This window comes from Bacillus sp. Medicinal_06 (genome assembly GCF_056711665.1).
This window is the reverse complement of sequence record NZ_JBWYHD010000004.1, coordinates 383951-404411: the sequence shown is the minus strand read 5'-3', so window position 1 is coordinate 404411 and position 20461 is coordinate 383951. Positions and strand designations below refer to the sequence as shown.

Annotated in this window: 22 protein-coding genes and 1 other annotated feature; of the genes, 8 read left to right on the top strand and 14 right to left on the bottom strand. The window is 37.2% G+C overall.

Annotated features, from left to right (window positions below):
* Nucleotides 1-20: 20 nt before the first annotated feature.
* The 4 genes from opp3C to AC1M36_RS12205 all read right to left on the bottom strand — a co-directional run bounded on the left by opp3C (nt 21) and on the right by AC1M36_RS12205 (nt 3935).
* Nucleotides 21-1037, bottom strand: a complete 1017-nt coding sequence (opp3C, locus tag AC1M36_RS12220) for an oligopeptide ABC transporter permease (protein WP_336450985.1) — start codon at nt 1035-1037, stop codon at nt 21-23.
* Entirely contained in the window at nt 1034-1963 is a 930-nt protein-coding gene (opp3b, locus tag AC1M36_RS12215; RefSeq protein ID WP_336450984.1) for an oligopeptide ABC transporter permease, read from the bottom strand. Before opp3b ends, opp3C begins: the two co-directional genes overlap by 4 nt.
* Before the next feature lie 128 nt (nt 1964-2091).
* Complete coding sequence (locus AC1M36_RS12210) at nt 2092-3726, bottom strand: peptide ABC transporter substrate-binding protein (RefSeq protein ID WP_336450983.1); 1635 nt, start codon at nt 3724-3726, stop codon at nt 2092-2094.
* On the bottom strand, nt 3723-3935 hold the full coding sequence (locus tag AC1M36_RS12205) for a hypothetical protein (protein ID WP_336451017.1): 213 nt from the start codon (nt 3933-3935) through the stop codon (nt 3723-3725). The genes AC1M36_RS12210 and AC1M36_RS12205 overlap by 4 nt, the downstream gene beginning before the upstream one ends.
* Before the next feature lie 110 nt (nt 3936-4045).
* Between AC1M36_RS12205 and AC1M36_RS12200 the strand changes: the two genes are divergently transcribed.
* Both AC1M36_RS12200 and trpS read left to right on the top strand, forming a co-directional pair.
* Nucleotides 4046-4426: a DUF3899 domain-containing protein gene (locus AC1M36_RS12200; RefSeq protein ID WP_336450982.1), complete on the top strand. Its 381-nt coding sequence runs from the start codon at nt 4046-4048 to the stop codon at nt 4424-4426.
* 165 nt (nt 4427-4591) lie between these two features.
* Nucleotides 4592-4809, top strand: a binding site (T-box leader).
* Between the two features lie 153 nt (nt 4810-4962).
* Nucleotides 4963-5952, top strand: coding sequence for a tryptophan--tRNA ligase (gene trpS / locus AC1M36_RS12195; RefSeq protein WP_336450981.1), 990 nt, complete (start codon nt 4963-4965; stop codon nt 5950-5952).
* A 400-nt stretch (nt 5953-6352) separates the two neighbouring features.
* On the opposite strand, the gene AC1M36_RS12190 is transcribed toward trpS, so the two are convergent.
* The 7 genes from AC1M36_RS12190 to AC1M36_RS12160 form a co-directional block, all read right to left on the bottom strand.
* The gene (locus AC1M36_RS12190; RefSeq protein ID WP_336450980.1) at nt 6353-7099 is read right to left on the bottom strand and encodes a YjbA family protein; all 747 of its coding nucleotides are present in this window, start codon (nt 7097-7099) and stop codon (nt 6353-6355) included.
* 430 nt (nt 7100-7529) lie between these two features.
* Entirely contained in the window at nt 7530-8318 is a 789-nt protein-coding gene (locus tag AC1M36_RS12185; RefSeq protein ID WP_336450979.1) for a DUF2268 domain-containing putative Zn-dependent protease, read from the bottom strand.
* Between the two features lie 206 nt (nt 8319-8524).
* Nucleotides 8525-9763 (bottom strand): beta-ketoacyl-ACP synthase II, encoded by a 1239-nt coding sequence (gene fabF / locus AC1M36_RS12180; protein ID WP_336450978.1) that lies wholly within the window; start codon nt 9761-9763, stop codon nt 8525-8527.
* 29 nt (nt 9764-9792) lie between these two features.
* Nucleotides 9793-10725, bottom strand: a complete 933-nt coding sequence (fabH, locus tag AC1M36_RS12175; protein ID WP_336450977.1) for a beta-ketoacyl-ACP synthase III — start codon at nt 10723-10725, stop codon at nt 9793-9795.
* Nucleotides 10726-10842: 117 nt separating this feature from the next.
* Nucleotides 10843-11016, bottom strand: a complete 174-nt coding sequence (locus AC1M36_RS12170; RefSeq protein WP_098206595.1) for a ComZ family protein — start codon at nt 11014-11016, stop codon at nt 10843-10845.
* Nucleotides 11017-11446: 430 nt separating this feature from the next.
* Nucleotides 11447-12307 carry an NAD-dependent epimerase/dehydratase family protein gene (locus AC1M36_RS12165; protein ID WP_336450976.1) on the bottom strand — a complete coding sequence of 287 codons (861 nt, stop codon included), beginning with the start codon at nt 12305-12307 and terminating at the stop codon, nt 11447-11449.
* Nucleotides 12308-12364: 57 nt separating this feature from the next.
* Nucleotides 12365-13099, bottom strand: coding sequence for a lipase family protein (locus tag AC1M36_RS12160; RefSeq protein WP_336450975.1), 735 nt, complete (start codon nt 13097-13099; stop codon nt 12365-12367).
* Nucleotides 13100-13257: 158 nt separating this feature from the next.
* Here AC1M36_RS12160 and AC1M36_RS12155 point away from each other — a divergent pair, with 158 nt between their 5' ends.
* Entirely contained in the window at nt 13258-13440 is a 183-nt protein-coding gene (locus AC1M36_RS12155; protein ID WP_336450974.1) for a YjzD family protein, read from the top strand.
* A gap of 188 nt (nt 13441-13628) precedes the next feature.
* Here the strand turns inward: AC1M36_RS12155 and clpB are convergent, their stop codons facing one another.
* Together clpB and AC1M36_RS12145 are read right to left on the bottom strand one after the other, a co-directional pair.
* Nucleotides 13629-16229 (bottom strand): ATP-dependent chaperone ClpB, encoded by a 2601-nt coding sequence (gene clpB / locus AC1M36_RS12150; RefSeq protein WP_431613100.1) that lies wholly within the window; start codon nt 16227-16229, stop codon nt 13629-13631.
* Nucleotides 16230-16433: 204 nt separating this feature from the next.
* Nucleotides 16434-16613 (bottom strand): YjzC family protein, encoded by a 180-nt coding sequence (locus AC1M36_RS12145; protein WP_336450972.1) that lies wholly within the window; start codon nt 16611-16613, stop codon nt 16434-16436.
* A gap of 492 nt (nt 16614-17105) precedes the next feature.
* Here AC1M36_RS12145 and AC1M36_RS12140 point away from each other — a divergent pair, with 492 nt between their 5' ends.
* The 3 genes from AC1M36_RS12140 to AC1M36_RS12130 all read left to right on the top strand — a co-directional run bounded on the left by AC1M36_RS12140 (nt 17106) and on the right by AC1M36_RS12130 (nt 18354).
* Nucleotides 17106-17915 (top strand): Cof-type HAD-IIB family hydrolase, encoded by an 810-nt coding sequence (locus AC1M36_RS12140; RefSeq protein WP_336450971.1) that lies wholly within the window; start codon nt 17106-17108, stop codon nt 17913-17915.
* Nucleotides 17916-18015: 100 nt separating this feature from the next.
* Nucleotides 18016-18156 carry a competence protein gene (locus AC1M36_RS12135; protein WP_174103606.1) on the top strand — a complete coding sequence of 47 codons (141 nt, stop codon included), beginning with the start codon at nt 18016-18018 and terminating at the stop codon, nt 18154-18156.
* Nucleotides 18157-18354, top strand: coding sequence for a DUF3813 domain-containing protein (locus AC1M36_RS12130; protein WP_336450970.1), 198 nt, complete (start codon nt 18157-18159; stop codon nt 18352-18354).
* A gap of 26 nt (nt 18355-18380) precedes the next feature.
* Here the strand turns inward: AC1M36_RS12130 and AC1M36_RS12125 are convergent, their stop codons facing one another.
* Nucleotides 18381-19238 (bottom strand): YitT family protein, encoded by an 858-nt coding sequence (locus AC1M36_RS12125; RefSeq protein WP_336450969.1) that lies wholly within the window; start codon nt 19236-19238, stop codon nt 18381-18383.
* A 107-nt stretch (nt 19239-19345) separates the two neighbouring features.
* On the opposite strand from AC1M36_RS12125, the gene AC1M36_RS12120 reads away from it, so the two are divergent.
* Entirely contained in the window at nt 19346-19477 is a 132-nt protein-coding gene (locus AC1M36_RS12120; RefSeq protein WP_336450968.1) for a DUF3941 domain-containing protein, read from the top strand.
* 123 nt (nt 19478-19600) lie between these two features.
* Complete coding sequence (prsA, locus tag AC1M36_RS12115; RefSeq protein ID WP_336450967.1) at nt 19601-20461, top strand: peptidylprolyl isomerase PrsA; 861 nt, start codon at nt 19601-19603, stop codon at nt 20459-20461.

The window sequence follows — 20461 nt, the reverse complement described above, 5'->3', positions numbered from 1 at the left end:
TTTTACTTCTCCTTCCTCGTTTACTTACGCATTTTTGGATCTAACGCATCACGTAATCCATCTGCCATTAAGTTAAATGCTAAAATTAACATACTGATGACAACCGCAGGGATGAACATCATATGTGGATACGTTTGAATTGACTTATATCCATCATTTACAAGAGAACCAAGTGATGCTAATGGTGGCTGAATACCTAGCCCGATGAAACTTAAGAACGCTTCACCAAACACCGCTGAAGGAATTGTGAACATTGTCATAACGATAATTGGTCCCATTACGTTCGGAATTAAATGTTTCACAATTAATTGCGTGTTCGTTGCACCTAATGTACGAGATGCTAATACATATTCTTGGCTTTTTAATTTTAATACTTGTCCACGTACAATCCGCGACATTCCAATCCAACCTGTAATTGCCATCGCAAGTGTGATTGACCAAATACCTGACCCCATAATAATTACCATCAAAATAACGATAATTAAATACGGAATACCGTTAATAATTTCCATGATACGCTGCATGATATTATCCACTCGTCCACCATAGAACGCTGAAATACCCCCGTATGCAACCCCAATTACTAGGTCAATTGCTGCTGCTAAAAGAGCGATATATAATGATACGCGTGTTCCTTCCCATGTTCTTGTCCAAAGGTCACGGCCAAGATCATCTGTACCAAACCAGAAGTACTCTTTAATATCACGTTTTTCATATTGATCAACGCCATATTGATCTGTACCATCAAATGGTAGCCAATGAACGTTTTCTAATACCGGAATTTTAGGTGGCATTTTTGCGCGACCTAGATCTTGATCTTTATAGGAATATTTACTTACCATCGGTCCAAAAATTGCTAAAAGCGTAATCAGAACAAGTAATACAAGACCAAACATTGCTCCTTTATGTTGAAACAAACGTCTTCTTACATCTTGCCAAAACGTTAAGCTCGGACGGGCAATGACTTCATTATCAACATTGCTTTGATTGGCTGGTTGAAATAAATCTGGAGATAATTTTTGTAAATCTTTCATCATTTTTTCCCTCCCGCTAAACGAATACGAGGATCAATAATTCCATATAAAATATCGACGATAAAAATAACTAAAATGAAGATTGCACTATAGAAAATTGTTGTTCCCATAATAACTGTATAGTCATTCAATTGGATTGATTTAACGAATTGCTCCCCAAGTCCAGGTACAGCATAGATTTGCTCAATAACAAGTGTCCCTGTAATTAATCCTGCAACCATCGGCCCTAAAATTGTAACAACTGGAATCAACGCATTACGAAGTGCATGTTTTACAATAATAACGCCTTGACTAACCCCTTTTGCTTTTGCTGTTAAAATGTAATCAGCTTGCATAACTTCAATTAATTCTGCACGGGCAAAACGTGCGATTGTTGCGATAACCGCCATCGATAAAGCAACTGTAGGCATAACTGTAAATTCAGGGCCTTTCCAGAATGCTACTGGGAACCAGCCAAGTTTTACACCTACAAAGTATTGTAATAATGCTGCGAATACGAATGATGGTACCGACATCCCGAGTACTGAAATTACAGTTGCTCCGTAATCGACCCATGTATTATTACGAAGTGCTGCGACAATCCCTAAGATTAAACCGATAAATGTCCCTAACATGATTGCCTGTAAACCAAGCTGTGCTGATGGTCCAATACGATCAATAATCATATCTGTTACAGGACGGTTATCGTACTGGAATGATACTCCTAAATCACCTTTTGCTAAGTTTCCTAAGTAGCGCGCATATTGCACGGGTACTGGATCATTTAAACCGTATTTTTCTAAGATAATTTCTTTTTGCGCGGGTGATAATTTCTCTTGGTTTTTAAGTGGAGAACCCGGCAATAATTTCATTAGAAAGAATGTTAGCGTAGTAATTAAAAATAATGTCAAAGCCATGTACACGAAACGTTTTAATGCATAACGTCCCATCGTCAAGCACCTCCCCATTTTTCTCAAAAGCAATAAGATAGTTTGAAATATTCTTACTTTTATGTTTTTTAAAATAAGAGTATCTGCCCATCATAGGCATATACCCTTATTCATGATGGAAACCATTTTTATTTTTTTACTTCAACCCACTTGTAGCTAAATTCGCCACCATATTTATGTTCTAACAACCCTGTAATAGAGCTGCGTTGTAAATATGCTTTTCCTGGTTGATATACTGGAACAATTGCTGCATCATCCAGCAATTGTTTTTCAGCTTTTAACAGTGTATCCCAGCGAGATTGTACATCTGTCTCCACTTTTGCTTTCTTAATTAATTCGTCATACGCTGGATTTGCATAGTTTACTTTGTTTTGTGCATTTCCTGTTGTATACATATCTAGGAATGCCATTGGATCCATATAATCTGGGCCCCATCCTGCATACGACATTGCATATTCTCCACTTGCTTCAAGTTTTAATTTTTGTGCAAATGGCTGCATTTTCATTGAAATTGTTAAGCCTGGTAAATTCTTTTCGAATTGCCCTTTTAAATACTCACCGATTTTTTTAGCATCATCTGTATCAAAGTTGAGCAACTCTAAATCTACTTTATCAACACCAAGTTCTTTTTTACCAGCTTCCCAATATTTTTGAGCCTCTTTTATATCTTCTTTGATTAGCTTACCGTTTTCTTCACGGAAGTCTTTTCCATTTGGTCCTTTCGCTAAACCATTCGGAACAAAACCGTATATCCCCTGTGAACCATCATTTAAAATAACTTTTCCGATGTTTTCACGTTCAAAGGCCATCGATATTGCTTTACGGATATTCTTATTTGCTAAGAACTTGTTCTTTTCATTTAAACGAATAAACTGTGTGGAAGGTTTCTTAATTGTCTTAAAATCAGAATCTTTTTTGTATTTATCTACAAATTCTGAGGTTAATACGACACGATCAATTGCTTTTGTCTCATATAAATTTATTGCAGTTGAACGATCCTTTATAATATTGAAGTTTATTTCTTCCAGCTTCACCACTTTATTGTCCCAGTATGTCTCATTCTTCTTAAGCTGGAAACTTCGTTCATGTTTCCACTCATTTAAAACAAATGGACCGTTATAGAGCGTCGTATTCGATTCTAATCCAAACTTATCCCCTTGTTCTTTTACGAACTTTTCATTTAATGGGTAGAATGTTGGATATACTGTTAAGCTAACAAAGTAAGGAACAGGGTTGTCTAACTCCACTTCTAGTGTGTAATCATCAATTGCTTTTACGCCAAGTTCTTCGACTGGCAACTCTTTTTTATTAATTTTTTCGGCATTCTTTACATCGAATAATATGTAAGCAAATTTCGCACCTGTATTTGAATCAACAGCTCGTCTCCAAGAATAGACGAAATCTTTAGCTGTTACAGGTTCCCCATTAGACCACTTCGCATCATCGCGTAATTTAAATACATATTTCTTACCATCTTCCATTTTCTCGTAAGACTTTGCCACACCTGGAACGAGTTTATCGTCTTTCCCAAGGCGATATAATCCTTCCATTGTGTTATTCATTATGTTGGAAGATGATGCATCAGTTGATAACGTTGTATCCATTGTCGGAATTTCAGCAGATTCAGGTAAATTTAGCACTTGCTTACCTGAGCTACCGGATCCTTTTACACTTGCTTTCGTATCTTCTTGTTGATAGCTGCAAGCGCCAAGCATACTGACCGTCAATGTCGATGCAAGTAATAGCGGTATCCTTTTCTTCATGTTGTACTGCCTCCCCTATTTGCACTTCCTGTACCCTCACTTGTCAAAAGATAGAATTGAAAGAATAATCTCCAAGTTTCTACAATTTTCATTATACATATAATACGACGATTGTGAATATAGTTTTTTGTTTTTTTGTTAAAATTTTTAATAAAATTTTTATTTTTTTTATTTTTTGTAAAGGGATAACTTAACATTGCTGCCATCATATTGAAATAAAATGCAGAATTGCGTATAATTTTCAAATAATTATTTCTAGTACTCATTATAACTTTTATAGTATAATAATCCTAGTAATATTTTGACGGAGGGGAACATTTTGAATAGACTTTATTTTCGCACTGGTATATTACTATTATTGGCAATCACCACTTCTATCATTGGAGCATTCCTGGCTTCCACGCATTATTTGTTGAATTTTGTAAATATTTCGTTTTATATCGCGCTACTTTTTATTATTTTAGGGGGATTTTTATTTTTATTTCAAAGGGGATTTTTCAACATAACGATATACGCTTTTCAAAAAGTATTTGGAACAAACAAAAAAGTAGAGTCTTTAATTGAAGAAGAAGAATCAACAATAGATAAAAAAGAAAGAATATATAAAACATATTCTTTCGCCTGGACCTACCCGATCTGCATGACAGGTATTCTCTTAGGTCTCACCTCTACAATCATTAGCTTTACTATTTTGATGTAGTTTGCAAACGTTTTTCCATATGATATAATACAACAAAAAGCGCAAGTGGCTCGCTCAGAATGCGAGAGGGATGGAGCTCCTGACGTAGAAGCGCTTTTTGCCTCGCAGGAAGGCGCGAAGCCACCGAGTATTCTTGCCACTGGAGCTAGATTATAATAAATTCATATGTATGCAATGATAAAGAAAAGTACATATTGCAACAATTTCAGAGAGCTTGTGGTCGGTGCGAACAAGTAATTGTACAGTATGGAATGGGCTTTTGAGCACCAAACCGAACCGAAAGAAGTAGGCTTTGGCGTTACATCCAGACGTTATAATGGATAAAAGAGATTTCACGATTTGTGAAATAATTAGGGTGGCACCGCGGTCCATTCGTCCCTAGATACATTGGGATGAATGGGCTTTTTTGTATACATAAAAAGCGCAGGCGGCTCGTTCAGAATGTGAGGGGGATGGATTATATAAAAAGCGGCGGCTCATATTGATCCACTTCCCCCACTCTTCAAATACATACAAATTTCAAGGAGGAATTACCTATGTCAGTTATTTTTTCTGGTATTCAACCGAGCGGAACAATTACGCTTGGAAACTATTTAGGAGCAATGAAACAATTTACAGAATTACAAAACGAACATGATTGTTATTTCTGCATTGTAAACCAACATGCAATTACAGTAGCTCAAGATCCTGTACAACTTCGTAAAAATATTCGTAGCCTAGCTGCACTATATGTAGCTTGCGGCATTGATCCTGAAAAAGCAACTTTATTTGTACAATCAGAAGTACCCGCGCATGCTCAGCTCGGATGGATTATGCAATCTATCGCATATGTTGGAGAATTAGAACGTATGACGCAGTATAAAGATAAATCATCTGGCAGAGAATCCGTTCCAGCTGGATTACTTACGTATCCACCATTAATGGCAGCTGACATCTTGCTTTACAATACTGAGATTGTGCCAGTTGGCGACGATCAAAAACAACATATGGAATTAACTCGTGATTTAGCAGAGCGTTTCAATAAACGTTTCCGTGAAATTTTCACAATCCCAGAGATTCGTATTCCAAAAGTAGGCGCGCGCGTTATGTCATTAACAGAGCCTACGAAAAAAATGAGCAAATCTGATCCGAATCCAAAATCAATGATTAGTATGCTTGACGATCCAAAAACAATCGAAAAGAAAATTAAAAGTGCGGTAACTGATTCTGATGGCATTGTAAAATACGACAAAGAAAACAAACCTGGCATTTCCAACTTACTAACAATCTACTCTTCCTTCTCCGGCCAAACAATCGAAGAAATAGAAGCTTACTATGAAGGAAAAGGATACGGCGACTTTAAAGGAGATCTAGCTCAAGTAGTCGTAGAAGCAATTCGTCCAATTCAAGAAAAATATAACGAACTCATCAATTCTCCTGAATTAGACGAAATCCTTGACAAAGGTGCCGAAAAAGCAAACCGCGTTGCATTCAAACAACTACGAAAAGTTGAAAATGCAATGGGATTGAGCAGAAAACGTAGGTAACTTAAAAAGCGGAAGTGGCTCGTTCAGAATGTGAGGGGGATGGAGCTCCTTCCTGCGAGGCGTTTTTTGCCTCGCAGGAAGGAGCGAAGCCACCGAACATTCTTGCCACTGGAGCTGGATTACACAAAAAGCGCAGGCGACTGCTTAGCCCTGGGTGGCTAAGGTTCTTTCCCACAGAAGGTGCTTTTTACCTTCTTGTGGGGAAGGTTCTTAGACGCGAAGGGCTAGGAGCCAGAGCTAGATTATACAAAAAGCAGAAGTGGCTCGTTTAGCTCTGACTGGCTAAGGTTCTTTCGCATAGAAGGCGCTCTTTGCCTTCTTATGCGGAAGGTTCTTAGACATGAAGTGCTTGCCGTCTTAAGCTAGACAAAATTAAAAAACCACCAAATTTGGTGGTTTTTTAATTTACCTTTTGTTCATTTTCCATTTCCCATAACTTTTCAAAGAATGGTTGCCCTTTTACAAGGCGTTCACATAGCTGTTCGTGTTTCTCTGACCAGCCATATTGTGCTTCTTCATAAAGGCGCTCCCAAACATCTTCAAATTTCATATGTTGAACCGTTCCATATGCTGATGGATCCCACTCTGTATACCAATAGCGAATCGCAGCTGGATTTTTCGTTGTATGTAGTTGATCTAGGGCCATAAAAAGCAACTGTTTTAATTGACGTTCTTTGCGCGTTAAGCCATTCATAATATATGGCGATGGTGATAAAATATGATATTCTTTTTGTGATTCTTCCATTTGAAACTCATACTTTTCTGCTTGTACATTTTCTACCATCTCATATACCATTTGCTCTTGACGAGGAATAAGCCTACTTTTTCGAATCGGTACATTGTAGCCAATTGAATCTACTGCAATAATTCCTTTTCCATCTGTAACAACAAAACAGTACTCCTGTTGCAAACGCTCGTGATTTTTACGAATATACGCCTTATGATGTACGTCTTCCAATAGTTTTTGCGGAAGTTCCAATAATTCGTTCTCGATGTAATGATATAATGTGGAATCTACTTTTAATAATGGCACTTGATCTAATAATTCGATCGTATCATCCTTCCGCCATTCGTAAAAATGACAAACGTTATACCCATTTTCTTCACCTTCAAACCAATTTACCCATACATCATGCAGATATAACATTTTCTACCCCTCACTTCACTACTGTTTGTACATCTCATTATGTTCATTTTTTGTAATTTTTATTCCATGAAAGGAAATATATTCTATGCATATATTTATTTTTTTCACTTGGCACCCTGACTACTCCTATACTTGATCGAATGGCTTATGTCATTATATATTATTTCTTCACCACTTCTTACTTTCATTTTCATCCTGTAAAAAACTTGGCAACTGTTGAAAAAGTGGAATATTACAAAACGTACTCTTGCAAGAAAAGATAAATGAAATTTTATCAGCGATTTTTCAAATATATCGACTGTTTCTCACAATATATCGGCGCAAATTCAAATATGTCGGCGATTCGACAAAGGATATCGACTAAACGGCAAAAACTTTCTATACAACCTCAAAAAAACTTGGCAGCGCCAAGTTTTTGATTGATCACCTATTAAGCAGTAAAAGCATTCGCTTTATTTAATATATGCATAGCATCCAAGGACAATAAAGAAAGCGTATCATCGTTCTCAACTTCCACACAATCTTTGACAATATGAAATCCGACGCCATACCCAAGCATCTTCGGATACATTTGCATTCCATTTAGTAAACAATCGTGCTCCCTTGTTCCTCTCTTTATATCTATTCTCTCTTTTACAATCTTCTCCCAATAATGAACCGCTTCCTCTTTTGAAAAGTACGACGTCCACGGTGCATAATCCGTTTCTGTATGTCTTTCATACACAGCTTGCTCTGCTAGCCCCTCCATAATAATTGTATCAAGCAATGTATAGTCTCTTTCTTTCTTTCCAATTTGATGTAATCGACATATATGATGATATTCATGCGTAAGTAAGGCTTTTAGCTCCTTCACTGAATTTCGGCCACTTACAAACAAAAAAATAACATGACGCATGGTTAAACCAGCTTTTCCGTTATATTCCATTTGCACAGTCCGATTATATGAATCAGATAATAAAATAAAGACAGGGACATCTGGACCTTGTAACCAGTTCTTTAGTTCTGCATACTCCTTGGCAAGCTCTTTCCACATCTGTTTTTCTTCTAGCTGCTCAATTTCTTTTTGTCCTTCCATCACCGGACGATACATACCTTTAGAAATTAAAAAATGGTACAACCTTTCCTTTGGCAATGGAATGTATTTTGTAAATTTCTCACAAAGCTTTTCGGGACGTCCATAATAAAGGCGCAACCAATCTGCCGTTTGAATAACCCCCATCTTCACTCCTCCCTTTTCTTCTATATATATGCACGAAAAGGAGCGAACGCGAAGTGATAAAGTAAAACTTTTGATTGGCTTTGCAACTACATCTTTCCCACAGGGCATAGAGCGAAAAAAGCACTGACCTCTTCTATCCATGATCGGACGCTCTCTCCCATATAAAAAAGAGAGGGTTTTAAGCCCCCCTCTCTCACTACAATATACTATTGATATTTTTTAAATACTAACACTGCGTTATGACCACCGAACCCTAATGAGTTACTTAAAACAGTATTTACTTCTTGATGTCTCGCTTTATTTGGTACGTAATCTAAATCACATTCTGGGTCTGGTGTTTCATAGTTAATTGTTGGCGGAATCACTCCATCTTGAATAGATTTAACAGAGAAAATTGCCTCAACAGCACCAGCTGCGCCTAATAAGTGTCCAGTCATTGATTTTGTAGAGCTAATCGCTACTTTATATGCATGTTCACCAAATGTTTCTTTAATTGCCATCGTTTCGTATTTCTCATTCGCATCTGTACTTGTACCATGCGCATTAATGTAATCGATATCGTCAGGCTGAAGCCCTGCATCTGCTAATGCTTGACGCATTGCACGAACGCCACCTTCACCGCCAGGGGCTGGGAGTGTAATGTGGAATGCATCGCCTGTTGCACCGTATCCAACAAGTTCAGCATAAATATGTGCACCACGTGCTAATGCATGTTCTAACTCTTCCAGGATAAGAATCCCTGCGCCCTCTCCCATTACGAATCCACTACGATTTTTATCAAATGGACGGCAAGCAGTTGCTGGGTCTTCATTAAATGTTAGTGCTTTAGCTGAACTAAAGCCTGCAAATGCCATATGTGTTAACGGTGCTTCTGCTCCGCCTGTAATCATCGCATCCGCATCACCGCGCTGAATCACTTTAAAAGCATCACCGATTGAGTTTGCTCCAGATGCACAAGCTGTTACAGAGCAAGTATTAATTCCTTTTGCACCTGTTGCAATCGATACTTGGCCAGCAGCCATATCAGGAATCATCATTGGTACGAAAAACGGACTAACACGGCGTGGCCCTTTTTCTGTAAAGATCTTAAATTGTTCCTCGTATGTTTCCATACCACCAATACCAGAACCTACCCATACCCCAATGCGTGGACCGTTTTCTTCTGTAATTTCTAATTTCGCATCTTCAACGGCCATTTTCGCTGCTGCTACAGCATATTGCGTAAAGCGGTCCATACGGCGCGCTTCTTTTTTATCTATATATTTCTCGACTTCAAAGTCGTTAATTTCTGCTGCTACTTTTGCAGGAAATAATTCTGGATCTATGCGTGTAATACGTCCGATTCCAGATACACCATTTTTAATGTTATTCCAAGCTGTTTCAACATCCGTTCCAATCGGTGTAACAGCTCCTAATCCTGTAATTACGACACGCTTCTTTCCCATACAAAATACACTCCTTTTTCTCTCAGTCCTTATTTACCCCAACGAAGAGCAACTGCTCCCCAGGTTAATCCACCACCAAAACCAACTAAGACAATTAAATCGCCATCTTGAATACGTCCATTTTGTAATTCTTCTACCATAGCAAGTGGAATTGAAGAAGCTGACGTATTCCCAAACTTTTCAATTGTTGTACTCATTTTTTCTTGTGGCAAATCTAATCGTTCCCTTGCTGATTCCATAATGCGAATATTCGCTTGGTGTGGAACTAAAAAGTCAACATCTTCTTTCGTAAAACCGGCTTTTTCAACAACGCGAAGACAGGATTCACCAAGTTGACGAACAGCAAATTTAAAGACTTCTCTGCCATTCATCATAACATATTCATCTTGATAAAGGTGCTTGCCACCACTTCCGTCCGCTCCTAATTCAAATGAAAGAATACCTTTTCCTTCTGAAACAGCTCCCATTACAACAGCTCCCGCTCCGTCTCCAAATAATACTGCTGTATTGCGGTCATTCCAGTCTACAATTTTAGATAATTTATCACTACCAACTACTAATACATTTTTATAAGTTCCAGTTTGAATAAATTGCTGCGCTGTAATCATTCCGTACATAAATCCAGCACATGCCGCACTTAAATCCATCGCCGCTGCATGTTTTGCACCAATTTGTTCTTGAATCACGCAAGCAACCGCTGGGAAAGATTGATCTGGCGTTACCGTCGCTACTAAAATAAGATCAATTTGTTCTCCACTAACCCCTGCATCTTCAAGTGCTTTCTTGGCAGCTTCTACCGCCATATATGAAGTATCTATTGTATCATCGGCAATGCGTCTCTCTGCAATTCCCGTTCTCGTACGAATCCATTCATCGGATGTATCCATGATTTTCTCTAAATCGTGATTAGTGACTACTTTTTCTGGCACATATCTACCGATCCCTAAAATGCCTACGTTCACATCGCAGCCCTCCGTTTTATATCAATTGTTATGACTTGGTACTAATTCTAAAACATAAATGTTTATTTGTCTAGAATATATTTCTAATAAAAAAATAAGGCCGACATATTGTCGACCTTATTTTTCCGCTTTCCCAAGCTCATATGCTTCATTCATTACTTTCATTAATAGCTCTAGTACTGGCTGGGCTTTTTCCATATCAAGCGCAATCCCATTATCATCCAAAATAGCCTTTGCTTCCGGCAAATGTTTCATAGCAATTTGTAAAAACTGCATATTTTTTTCGTTCATCGTTCTTCATCCTTTCTATAAAAGAAGTAATACACCCCTTACTTCTACACTATATCAATTCCTTTTGATTTTTCAACATATAAAGTGAAACTTTAATCAGCCCTCACCAATCGAGCCTTTACGGACAGTTTATCTCCCACCTAACTTCTTTAAAAAAGCGGAAGCGGCTCACTCAGAATCGCAGGACGCCCGCGCCCTAGGCAGAGAGGCGCTTTTTGCCTCGTGAGGGGGCGAAACGACCGGAGATTCTAGCCGCTAGAGCTGGACATTGCTCCCGCCGAATTTTGAGGTGGGAGTATTACTGCCCTAAAGTAGCGGGATAAATTGGTGCTACAAAACCAAAAGGTGACCGCTTCTATGCATGGGCGAATTCTCTCTCACTTAAAAAAGAAAGGTTTTATATCGTTTTTTCAATTTGTATTTATATAGTTTAACATGTGTTTTGGCCTTCGTATAACGCTTTATATCGTTTTAAATGTGCAAGTTGCTTATTTAAACCGAATTCTAGCGGTGTGTTTTTCATAATACAAATACTCTTTATCTCTTCCCTTTTTACTTCTTTAATAACTTTTTTCACTTTATCCTCAGCATTTAAAAGGAGAATTCCTTTTTCCCATAGATTTTTTTTACCACTGATTACATTATAGATACCTAAATCTTCTAGACCATTACCATTTTCCAATAAATACTCACACACATCCTCTACATAAAGGAGGTCCGCTCCATTTTCATATTGAACAAGCTGATATTCCTTTTCCATAACTTCAGAAAGAATAAGTCTGTGGTACGTCATAAAGGAAGGTTGCCATGGCCCATATAAAGTCGGAACACGAAGTACACTATAACGAATATTCGCTTTCTCCACTTCTTCCTCTATTTTCATAAATAATCGTTTATTTTCAGATTGCTCTTGCAGATTCGCTACTTCAATAGAAGAAAGTACATTTAGCTTCACTTGTTTTTTTTCGCACATATAAATCACACGCTTTAAATATTGTAAAATGATTCGTTCATTCCGAAATCCATTTTGCTGATTCGGTTCACATAAACAAAAATAAGCCGCATCAAAATCATCGATTTCTATCGTCTTCCATCCGCTCTCATCTCTTATAGACGAATAAGTAAACAAACCATTCCGTCCAATTAAAAATAACTTCTCTTCACTTACTTTTGACATACTTTCTAGATCAGCAAAATCAAGGCCATATACTTCCACTTCTTCTGCAAGCATTTTATTTACAAGATGATAACCTACAAATGAAAGTGCTCCTATAATAAGTACGCGCTTCATGTCACCAACCCTTTCTTCCTCTAAACAAATAGCTCCTCATCGATGTATATTGGAGCTTCATAAATCTTCTTCATATTTTTTAAAGAAACGACATGTATGTTGAACCATTTTATATTTTACATGTTGTAAATGAAACGATAGGGACGTCTCACAATTTTCATTTATTCGTTTTTTTTCATATTCACGTAACAACTGCTTACGCGCTTTTTGTTCTTGTGTAGATACAAATATTTTCACAGGCACACAAGAAGGTAAATAAGAAAAGGATTTCTTGGCAATTTTCGCTTCTAACTGCACTTCCTCCACATCATACGCAAGCAATAACTCTTTCACTAGCCTTTTATAGAAAAATTTATGCTCTTTTTCAAGTTCTACATGTGCAGGTAAATCTAAGCATGGATTCAGCATCACGACAGACCGGATACATTCTGGGTACCGATTCATCATTTCAAGAGCCACAAGCGCCCCCATGCCATCTGCAACGATATGAATTTGTTCGTTTAACGTTTCTTTTTTCATAACGACATGATACAAGCGCTTCGCTAAACGAACCGATTGATCATTCCCCCAGTGTCGCCCGTATAAATTAGATGAAAAAACTGTATACCCATTCTCTATTAGCCCATTTAAAAAATGAGCTCGCCCCGCATGCTGCGTCCATAAACTTGTACCATTCTCAATAAAATAATTGTAATCGCCAAGAAGCATGACACCGAATCCATTCGGCTTCTCTGGTAAGTAAATTACACATGGTTCTTGTTCTAAGTAAAAAAAACGTTCCGTAACACTCATTATTCTCCCGCCTTATTTTCTAAACATTAAAAACTACTCCTTTTATAATGTATGAACAGAATACGAATTTGCGTTGAAAAATCCACAAATATTTTTCTATATTCTTTTTTCAATTGTGTTACAATATAGACAGATTGAACGAATAGGGGTGTGAAAAGATGCGTGTAATTTGGGCCTTTATTTGGTCGTTCCTGCTTGTACATATGATGAGTTATGTAATTAGCTCTATGACAGGTGGTACATACGATTTCCAACAAGCGTCTATTTTCTCAGTTGTTCTTGCTGTACTTGTAATGGCAATTGCAGCAGCGATTCCAAACGAACCAGTAGAACAACACTGATAAAGTGAAACTTTAATCAGTGTGGGGGAGCTTTTCCCCCACTGATTATTAGCCCTCACGAATCGGGCTTTTACGGGCAGTTAACCCTCAACTAACTTCTTTGCTTTTTCTGAATTTTGAAGTGAGGGTCTTACTGCCCGTTAAAGCGGGATAAAAAAAAGAGTCCGGATTACATCCGAACTCTTTTTTTATTGAACACGCACAACTAATTCATTGTTTTCTACATCAACAATGACATGACTATTATCAGTGATTGTCCCTGCGATTAATTCTCTCGCTAATTTCGTTTCAATTTGACGCTGTACATACCTTTTTAGTGGACGTGCTCCATACATCGGATCGAATCCAGATTCTACAACAAATTCTTTTGCAGATTCTGTTAATTCCACTGATATATGACGTTCCGTTAAACGCCCTTGTAATTCTTTGACAATTTTATCAACGATGCCTTTAATTTCATTTGTTGTAAGTGGTTTAAATAAAATAATTTCATCCACACGGTTTAAAAACTCTGGGCGGAAATGTCCTCGTAGTTGCCCCATCACAAGATCTCTTGATTCTTCTTTAATTGTACCGTCTTCTTGTAAACCTTCTAATAAATACCCTGAACCAATATTAGATGTCATAATAATAACCGTATTTTTGAAATCTACTGTTCGTCCTTGCGAATCTGTAATACGCCCGTCATCTAACATTTGCAATAGAATGTTGAATACTTCTAGATGTGCTTTTTCAATTTCATCTAATAAAATAACGGAATACGGTTTACGACGTACCGCCTCAGTTAATTGTCCACCTTCCTCATACCCTACATATCCAGGAGGTGCTCCAATTAAACGAGACACAGCATGTTTCTCCATATATTCAGACATGTCAATGCGGATGATTTGTTCTTCACTATCAAATAAAGATTGCGCTAATGTTTTCGCAAGCTCTGTTTTCCCTACCCCTGTAGGTCCCAAGAAAATGAATGAACCGATTGGACGATTTGGATCTTTAATACCCGCGCGAGCACGAAGAACTGCATCTGATACAAGACTTACTGCTTCCTCTTGCCCAATTACACGTTCTGATAAAATTTGCTCTAAGCGTAATAATTTTTCACGTTCACCCTCTACAAGTTTGGCAACTGGAATTCCTGTCCAACGTGAAACAATGTTAGCAATTTCTTCTTCACTTACTTCTTCACGAAGAAGACGATTTTCCTGTCCATTATGCGCTCCTGTTTCTTCTGCTTCTCTTAACTCTTTTTCCACTGCTGGAATTTTGCCATGGCGAAGCTCAGCTGCTTTATTTAAATCGTAATTTCCTTCTGCTTCTTCTAATTCACGACGTAAACGTTCAAGGTGTTCCCGTAAATCACGAACTTTATGGATTTCTTCTTTTTCTTTTTGCCACTGTGCTCGCATTCCATTTGCAACTTCTTTTAAATCAGATAATTCACGTTGCAATGTTTTGAGTCGTTCTTGACTACCACGGTCTGTTTCTTTCCCTAAAGCAGCTTCTTCAATTTCTAGCTGCATAATACGACGCGTTACTTCATCTAATTCTGTTGGCATGGAATCAATTTCTGTTCGAATTGTTGCGCACGCTTCATCGACAAGGTCAATCGCTTTATCTGGTAAAAAACGATCAGATATATATCGATCAGACAATACAGACGCCGCTACAATCGCACGGTCATGAATATTTACACCATGATAAATTTCAAAACGCTCTTTTAAACCACGTAAAATAGAAATTGTATCTTCTACTGTTGGCTCTTCTGCTAACACTTGTTGGAAACGACGTTCTAGTGCTGGATCTTTCTCAATGTATTTTCGATACTCATCTAAAGTAGTCGCCCCAATACAGTGAAGTTCACCACGCGCAAGCATTGGTTTTAACATATTCCCTGCATCCATTGCCCCTTCTGTTTTACCTGCTCCAACAATTGTATGAAGTTCGTCGATGAATAAAAGAATACGACCTTCACTTTTTTTAATTTCATTTAATACAGCTTGTAAACGCTCTTCAAACTCACCACGGAATTTTGCACCTGCCACCAGCGCACTCATATCTAATGCAAAAATTGTTCGATCTTTTAATCCTTCTGGTACATCTTTTCTTACAATTCGCTGTGCTAATCCTTCAACAATCGCTGTTTTACCAACCCCAGGTTCGCCAATTAATACAGGGTTATTTTTTGTTTTACGCGAAAGAATGCGGATAACACGGCGAATTTCACTATCGCGTCCAATGACAGGATCAATTTTTCCTTGTCTTACTTCTGCCACTAAATCACGGCCATACTTTTCTAACGCTTCATATGTTACTTCTGGATTTTGACTAGTCACTCTTTGATTCCCCCTAACTTCCATTAACGATTGTAAGAGCTCATTCTTTGTTATATGGAACGTTATAAATAACCGTTTTATATCGCTGTTCTCTTCACAAAAGGCAAGTAGTATATGCTCCACTGAAATATATTCATCTTTCAATTTTTTCGCTTCAGCTTCTGCCGTAACAAGCAATTGCTGCAAAGCATTTGTCACATACACTTTGCCAGCTTCTACACCACTTCCTGTAACAGATGGCTTTTTTTGAACAAGCCTTTGTACTTCTTTCGTTACTTGTTCTATATTGACATTCATTTTTTGAAAAATACGTACTGCTAATCCATCTTTCTGCTCCAGTAATGCCAGTAATAGATGAACAGTATCTACTTCTTGATGATGATGAGATACGGCTAAAGACTGGGCACTCATAATCGCTTCCTGTGTTTTCGTTGTCATTTGATTTAAGTCCATCTTCACAAACCTCCAAACATTGAAATCCTATTTATGTTTGACCTTTTTTGATTATTTGACTTTCTTTGACCTTTAATTTGATTATACGCCAATTGTCTTTTTTGTACAATGAATTTGATTATGAAATTTGAATTTTGTTCCAAAAAAAGTATGTATACCTTTCCTCTCCAATTACAAAAGCCGCAATATAAATTGCGGCTTCCCTTACGGTTTTCTTTTATACGTCCACTGACGATCTTGATTTGTATTTTCAGGAAATCTTTCACCAGCAGTTAATTTTACCATTTGTGGATCTTTGACCATGCTCCCTGTTTCACCAATTTCTACATATATCCCATCATTCGGTGCTTTCTGTCCAGAACGAAACCTACGATTTTGTCCCATCTTCATTCTCCTTCCATGACATCTTTACACCGTTAGTATGTCCATTTTTGAAAAAGCCTTTCTGTTATGTTTAGGAAACCTGTCATATTTTTGATTACCGTTCATATGTATAAATTTACATCATAAAGCAGGAGAAAAAACATCATTCGTTGAAAAAAAAGAAACCGACCTATTCCAGGCCAGTTTCAAAGGAGAGTCAAACATATACGAGAAGATTACATTTTTATTATATGTCTTGTCGCACACACAATGTAACCCTTTTCACAAATTGTACAAAATGAAAGAAACATTATTTGAACTTTCGAAAAAATCATTGACTTTTCTAATTTTCAGGAGGAAGTAGTGGACACTAACACGTTTCTCGACGTAAGATGAATATATAACGAAACTTCCATGCACGGTCGTTTCGTATATACTTTCCAACCTCTTATTTCTGCATATTAAAACGGAAATACAGATAGAAACAAAAAAATTTTCATAAGAGGTGAAAACATGAAAAAGCAACATTTAATCGCATTAGATTTAGACGGCACTTTACTTACAGACGATAAAATCATTTCCACACGAACAAAGAAAACAATTGAAAAAGCAAAAGAGCAAGGACATGTTGTTGTTATTTCAACAGGACGTCCATTTCGCGCTAGTCACGCTTATTATAAAGAACTTGGTTTGAACACACCTATCGTTAACTTTAACGGTGCTTATGTTCATCACCCTCTTGATGCAAATTGGGGAACGCACCATTCTCCACTTGAACTTTCCACTGCACAAGAAATCGTTCGCGCTTGCTTTGATTTTGGTGTAAAAAACATTTATGCCGAAGTAATGGATGATGTATACGTTCGCGAAATTGATGAGGATAAAAAGCATATATTTGAATTTGGTTCTCCAAAAATTTTCACAGGAGACTTATTAAACATTTTACAAGATCACCCAACATGCTTATTAATTGATGCATTAGATGAACAATCAATTGCGATTCGTCAGCATTTAACAGATATGCACGCCGAAGTAATTGATCACCGTAAATGGGGTGCTCCTTGGCCGATTATTGAAATTGTAAAAAGCGGTCTTAATAAAGCAATTGGTCTTCAAAAAGTTTCTAGTTATTATAACATTCCACAGGAACGAATCATCGCTTTCGGTGACGAAGATAATGATTTTGAAATGATTGAATATGCAGGTCATGGCATTGCAATGGGAAATGCCATTCCTGAATTAAAGTCACTCGCAAATCACACAACATTAACAAATGAAGAAGACGGAATCGCTCTTTATCTAGAAGAGGTGCTTGGATTGTAATCTAAAAATTCCCTACTTATAGTTTCCCGTAAAACGCTCATACTATAATCAGACGCAGCGATGCGTCAGTTATTTTCTGCTAAATAAGGGGGAATTCAAATTGGGTAAAAAGAACAAATCAAAACGTTTCGTCCAACAAGGTGCCGATGCTGTTATGCAGCATGCTGCAAGATTCCCGTACCGCGGTACATTAGCTGATGCAGAAAAAGAACGAAATAACTCTTCTCTCGGAGGGGTTTAAATGGGTAACTTATTATTTAGACAAGCGCGAGATGCTGTTTCTAATGCCGTTTCTTGTTCAAGCGGTAACGAACAACAGGAACTCGTTTATCGAGCAAAAAATGCTTTGCAGTCCGCTTATGCCAATTCTTCAACTGCAGAAAAGGTACAACTGCGTGAGATGCAACAGCAACTACAAAACATTACTAACACACATTAAAACAAGAGGACCGATTCCGGTCCTCTTTAATCTTTCCGAAACAATCCAAATACACCGACTGTTTGAACTATATTTGTAAATGCACCAGGGTCTACCTGTTTAATAATTCTCTCTAGTTCATATAACTCATAACGCGTAATCACCATCATTAACATTTCTTTATTTTCATTTGTATATGCGCCTGTTGCTGGTACAGTCGTAATACCCCTTACTAAACGAGATTGTATCGCTTTCCTTACATCGACACCATTCTTCGTAACGATAAACGCCGTGATTTTCACATGACGTGTATGAATCGCATCAATAATCCGTGTCGATACATATAACGTCACTAGTGTATATAACGCTTTTTCCCAGCCATACATATAGCCAGCCGCAATGATAATAATTGCATTAAAGAAAAAGAAATACGTTCCAACTGGCTTATCTTTCACTTTTGATAAAATCATTGCAATAATATCTAAACCACCTGTGGAAGCCCCCCATTTCAAGGCAATCCCTACTCCTATTGCCGAAATAAGCCCTCCAAAAATAGCGTTTAATATAATGTCACTTGATACAGCCTTTACTGGCACGATTTCTAAAAAGAGTGTCATAAATACAACACATAAAAAACTGAATAACGTAAACGCCTTCCCCACCTTTTTCCAAGCTAAAATCACAACCGGAATATTAAATAAAGCAAAAAGTACCCCTGTCGATATGTGAATCGACGCAAAATCATTTAATACTTGTGAAAGCAATTGAGATAATCCCGCAAAACCGCTTGCATACACTTTTGCAGGTGTTAAAAATAAGTTCATTCCAATTGCATTTAACAAACCTGCAATCATAACAACAATGAGTTTCTTTATTAATTCAGCATAATTTAATTTCAAATCCATATTCCATCCACCTTTATAGATCATGAGTTCACCACTATCTGTATACATAGTCTTTACGAAAACGGAAATGATAAACGTACAACCATTTAGAAATGGAGTTGATACGTATGCCACATACGAGCGATAATGATAAAAAAGCACGAGATAATAATGCAAAGCGCGCACTAAAGAATGAACAGGAACAAAAAAATATTCAGCAAGGAAAACGTACCTATTCTAAAAAAACAGATCATCTTTAATTCGTTCGTACATCAACAAGATTGTTGATGTACTTTTTCATTTCACAAAAAACATCTCAATTTCACTTCATGTTCACTTCACTATTTTACAATAACAACAACATAATTAGATGAGGTGTTCGTATGAAAGGAAAACAATTATTAATGGTTACAGCTGCGCTCGGAACGTTAATGCTATCTGCTTGTGGCGCAAAAGATAGCTCAGAGGAAATTGCAACGTCAAAAGTTTCAACCATTACAAAAGGTGATTTTGACAAACAATTAAAAGAACGGTACGGAAAAGATATGCTATATGAAATGATGGCACAAGATATCATTACAAAAAAATATAAAGTATCTGATGATGAAGTTGACAAAGAGTTTAAAAAAGCAAAAGAGCAATTTGGTGATCAATTTAAAGTAGTATTAGAAAGTAACCGACTAAAAGATGAAGATGACTTTAAAAATCAAATTAGATTCAAATTAGCAATGAACGAAGCCATTAAGAAGAGCATTACAGATAAAGATGTAAAAGCAAACTATAAACCTGAAATTAAGGCCAGTCACATTTTAGTAAATGATGAAAAAACAGCAAATGACATTAAGAAACAACTAGATGAAGGTGCATCATTCGAAGAGTTAGCAAAACAACACTCCCAGGATCCAGGTTCAAAAGAAAACGGCGGAGACCTTGGATACTTCGGCCCAGGTAAAATGGTGTCTGAATTTGAAAAAGCTGCTTATAAATTAAAGGTCGGTGAAATTAGCGCCCCTGTCAAATCATCAAACGGCTATCACATTATTAAATTGACTGATAAAAAAGAATTGAAACCATATGATGAAGTAAAAGATTCTATTCGTAAGGATCTGGAAGAACAGCGCTTAGCAGATCAAACTGCCGGTCAAAAAATATTGTTAGATGAATTCAAAAAAGCTGATATTAAAGTAAAAGATAGTGATTTGAAAGATACATTCTCTCGTCTTTCAGAACAGCAACAACAATAA

Excerpts from the sequence above, each read along its gene's own strand:
- clpB (WP_431613100.1), bottom strand. The coding sequence starts at position 16,229 with ATGGACTTAAATCAAATGACAACGAAAACACAGGAAGCGATTATGAGT.
- prsA (WP_336450967.1), top strand. The coding sequence starts at position 19,601 with ATGAAAGGAAAACAATTATTAATGGTTACAGCTGCGCTCGGAACGTTA.
- fabF (WP_336450978.1), bottom strand. The coding sequence starts at position 9,763 with ATGGGAAAGAAGCGTGTCGTAATTACAGGATTAGGAGCTGTTACACCG.
- AC1M36_RS12125 (WP_336450969.1), bottom strand. The coding sequence starts at position 19,238 with ATGGATTTGAAATTAAATTATGCTGAATTAATAAAGAAACTCATTGTT.
- AC1M36_RS12165 (WP_336450976.1), bottom strand. The coding sequence starts at position 12,307 with ATGAAGCGCGTACTTATTATAGGAGCACTTTCATTTGTAGGTTATCAT.
- AC1M36_RS12185 (WP_336450979.1), bottom strand. The coding sequence starts at position 8,318 with ATGGGGGTTATTCAAACGGCAGATTGGTTGCGCCTTTATTATGGACGT.
- AC1M36_RS12155 (WP_336450974.1), top strand. The coding sequence starts at position 13,258 with ATGCGTGTAATTTGGGCCTTTATTTGGTCGTTCCTGCTTGTACATATG.
- opp3b (WP_336450984.1), bottom strand. The coding sequence starts at position 1,963 with ATGGGACGTTATGCATTAAAACGTTTCGTGTACATGGCTTTGACATTA.
- AC1M36_RS12120 (WP_336450968.1), top strand. The coding sequence starts at position 19,346 with ATGCCACATACGAGCGATAATGATAAAAAAGCACGAGATAATAATGCA.
- trpS (WP_336450981.1), top strand. The coding sequence starts at position 4,963 with ATGTCAGTTATTTTTTCTGGTATTCAACCGAGCGGAACAATTACGCTT.
- AC1M36_RS12140 (WP_336450971.1), top strand. The coding sequence starts at position 17,106 with ATGAAAAAGCAACATTTAATCGCATTAGATTTAGACGGCACTTTACTT.
- AC1M36_RS12205 (WP_336451017.1), bottom strand. The coding sequence starts at position 3,935 with ATGATGGCAGCAATGTTAAGTTATCCCTTTACAAAAAATAAAAAAAAT.
- AC1M36_RS12160 (WP_336450975.1), bottom strand. The coding sequence starts at position 13,099 with ATGAGTGTTACGGAACGTTTTTTTTACTTAGAACAAGAACCATGTGTA.
- AC1M36_RS12190 (WP_336450980.1), bottom strand. The coding sequence starts at position 7,099 with ATGTTATATCTGCATGATGTATGGGTAAATTGGTTTGAAGGTGAAGAA.
- AC1M36_RS12145 (WP_336450972.1), bottom strand. The coding sequence starts at position 16,613 with ATGGGACAAAATCGTAGGTTTCGTTCTGGACAGAAAGCACCGAATGAT.
- AC1M36_RS12210 (WP_336450983.1), bottom strand. The coding sequence starts at position 3,726 with ATGAAGAAAAGGATACCGCTATTACTTGCATCGACATTGACGGTCAGT.
- AC1M36_RS12130 (WP_336450970.1), top strand. The coding sequence starts at position 18,157 with ATGGGTAACTTATTATTTAGACAAGCGCGAGATGCTGTTTCTAATGCC.
- opp3C (WP_336450985.1), bottom strand. The coding sequence starts at position 1,037 with ATGATGAAAGATTTACAAAAATTATCTCCAGATTTATTTCAACCAGCC.
- AC1M36_RS12170 (WP_098206595.1), bottom strand. The coding sequence starts at position 11,016 with ATGAACGAAAAAAATATGCAGTTTTTACAAATTGCTATGAAACATTTG.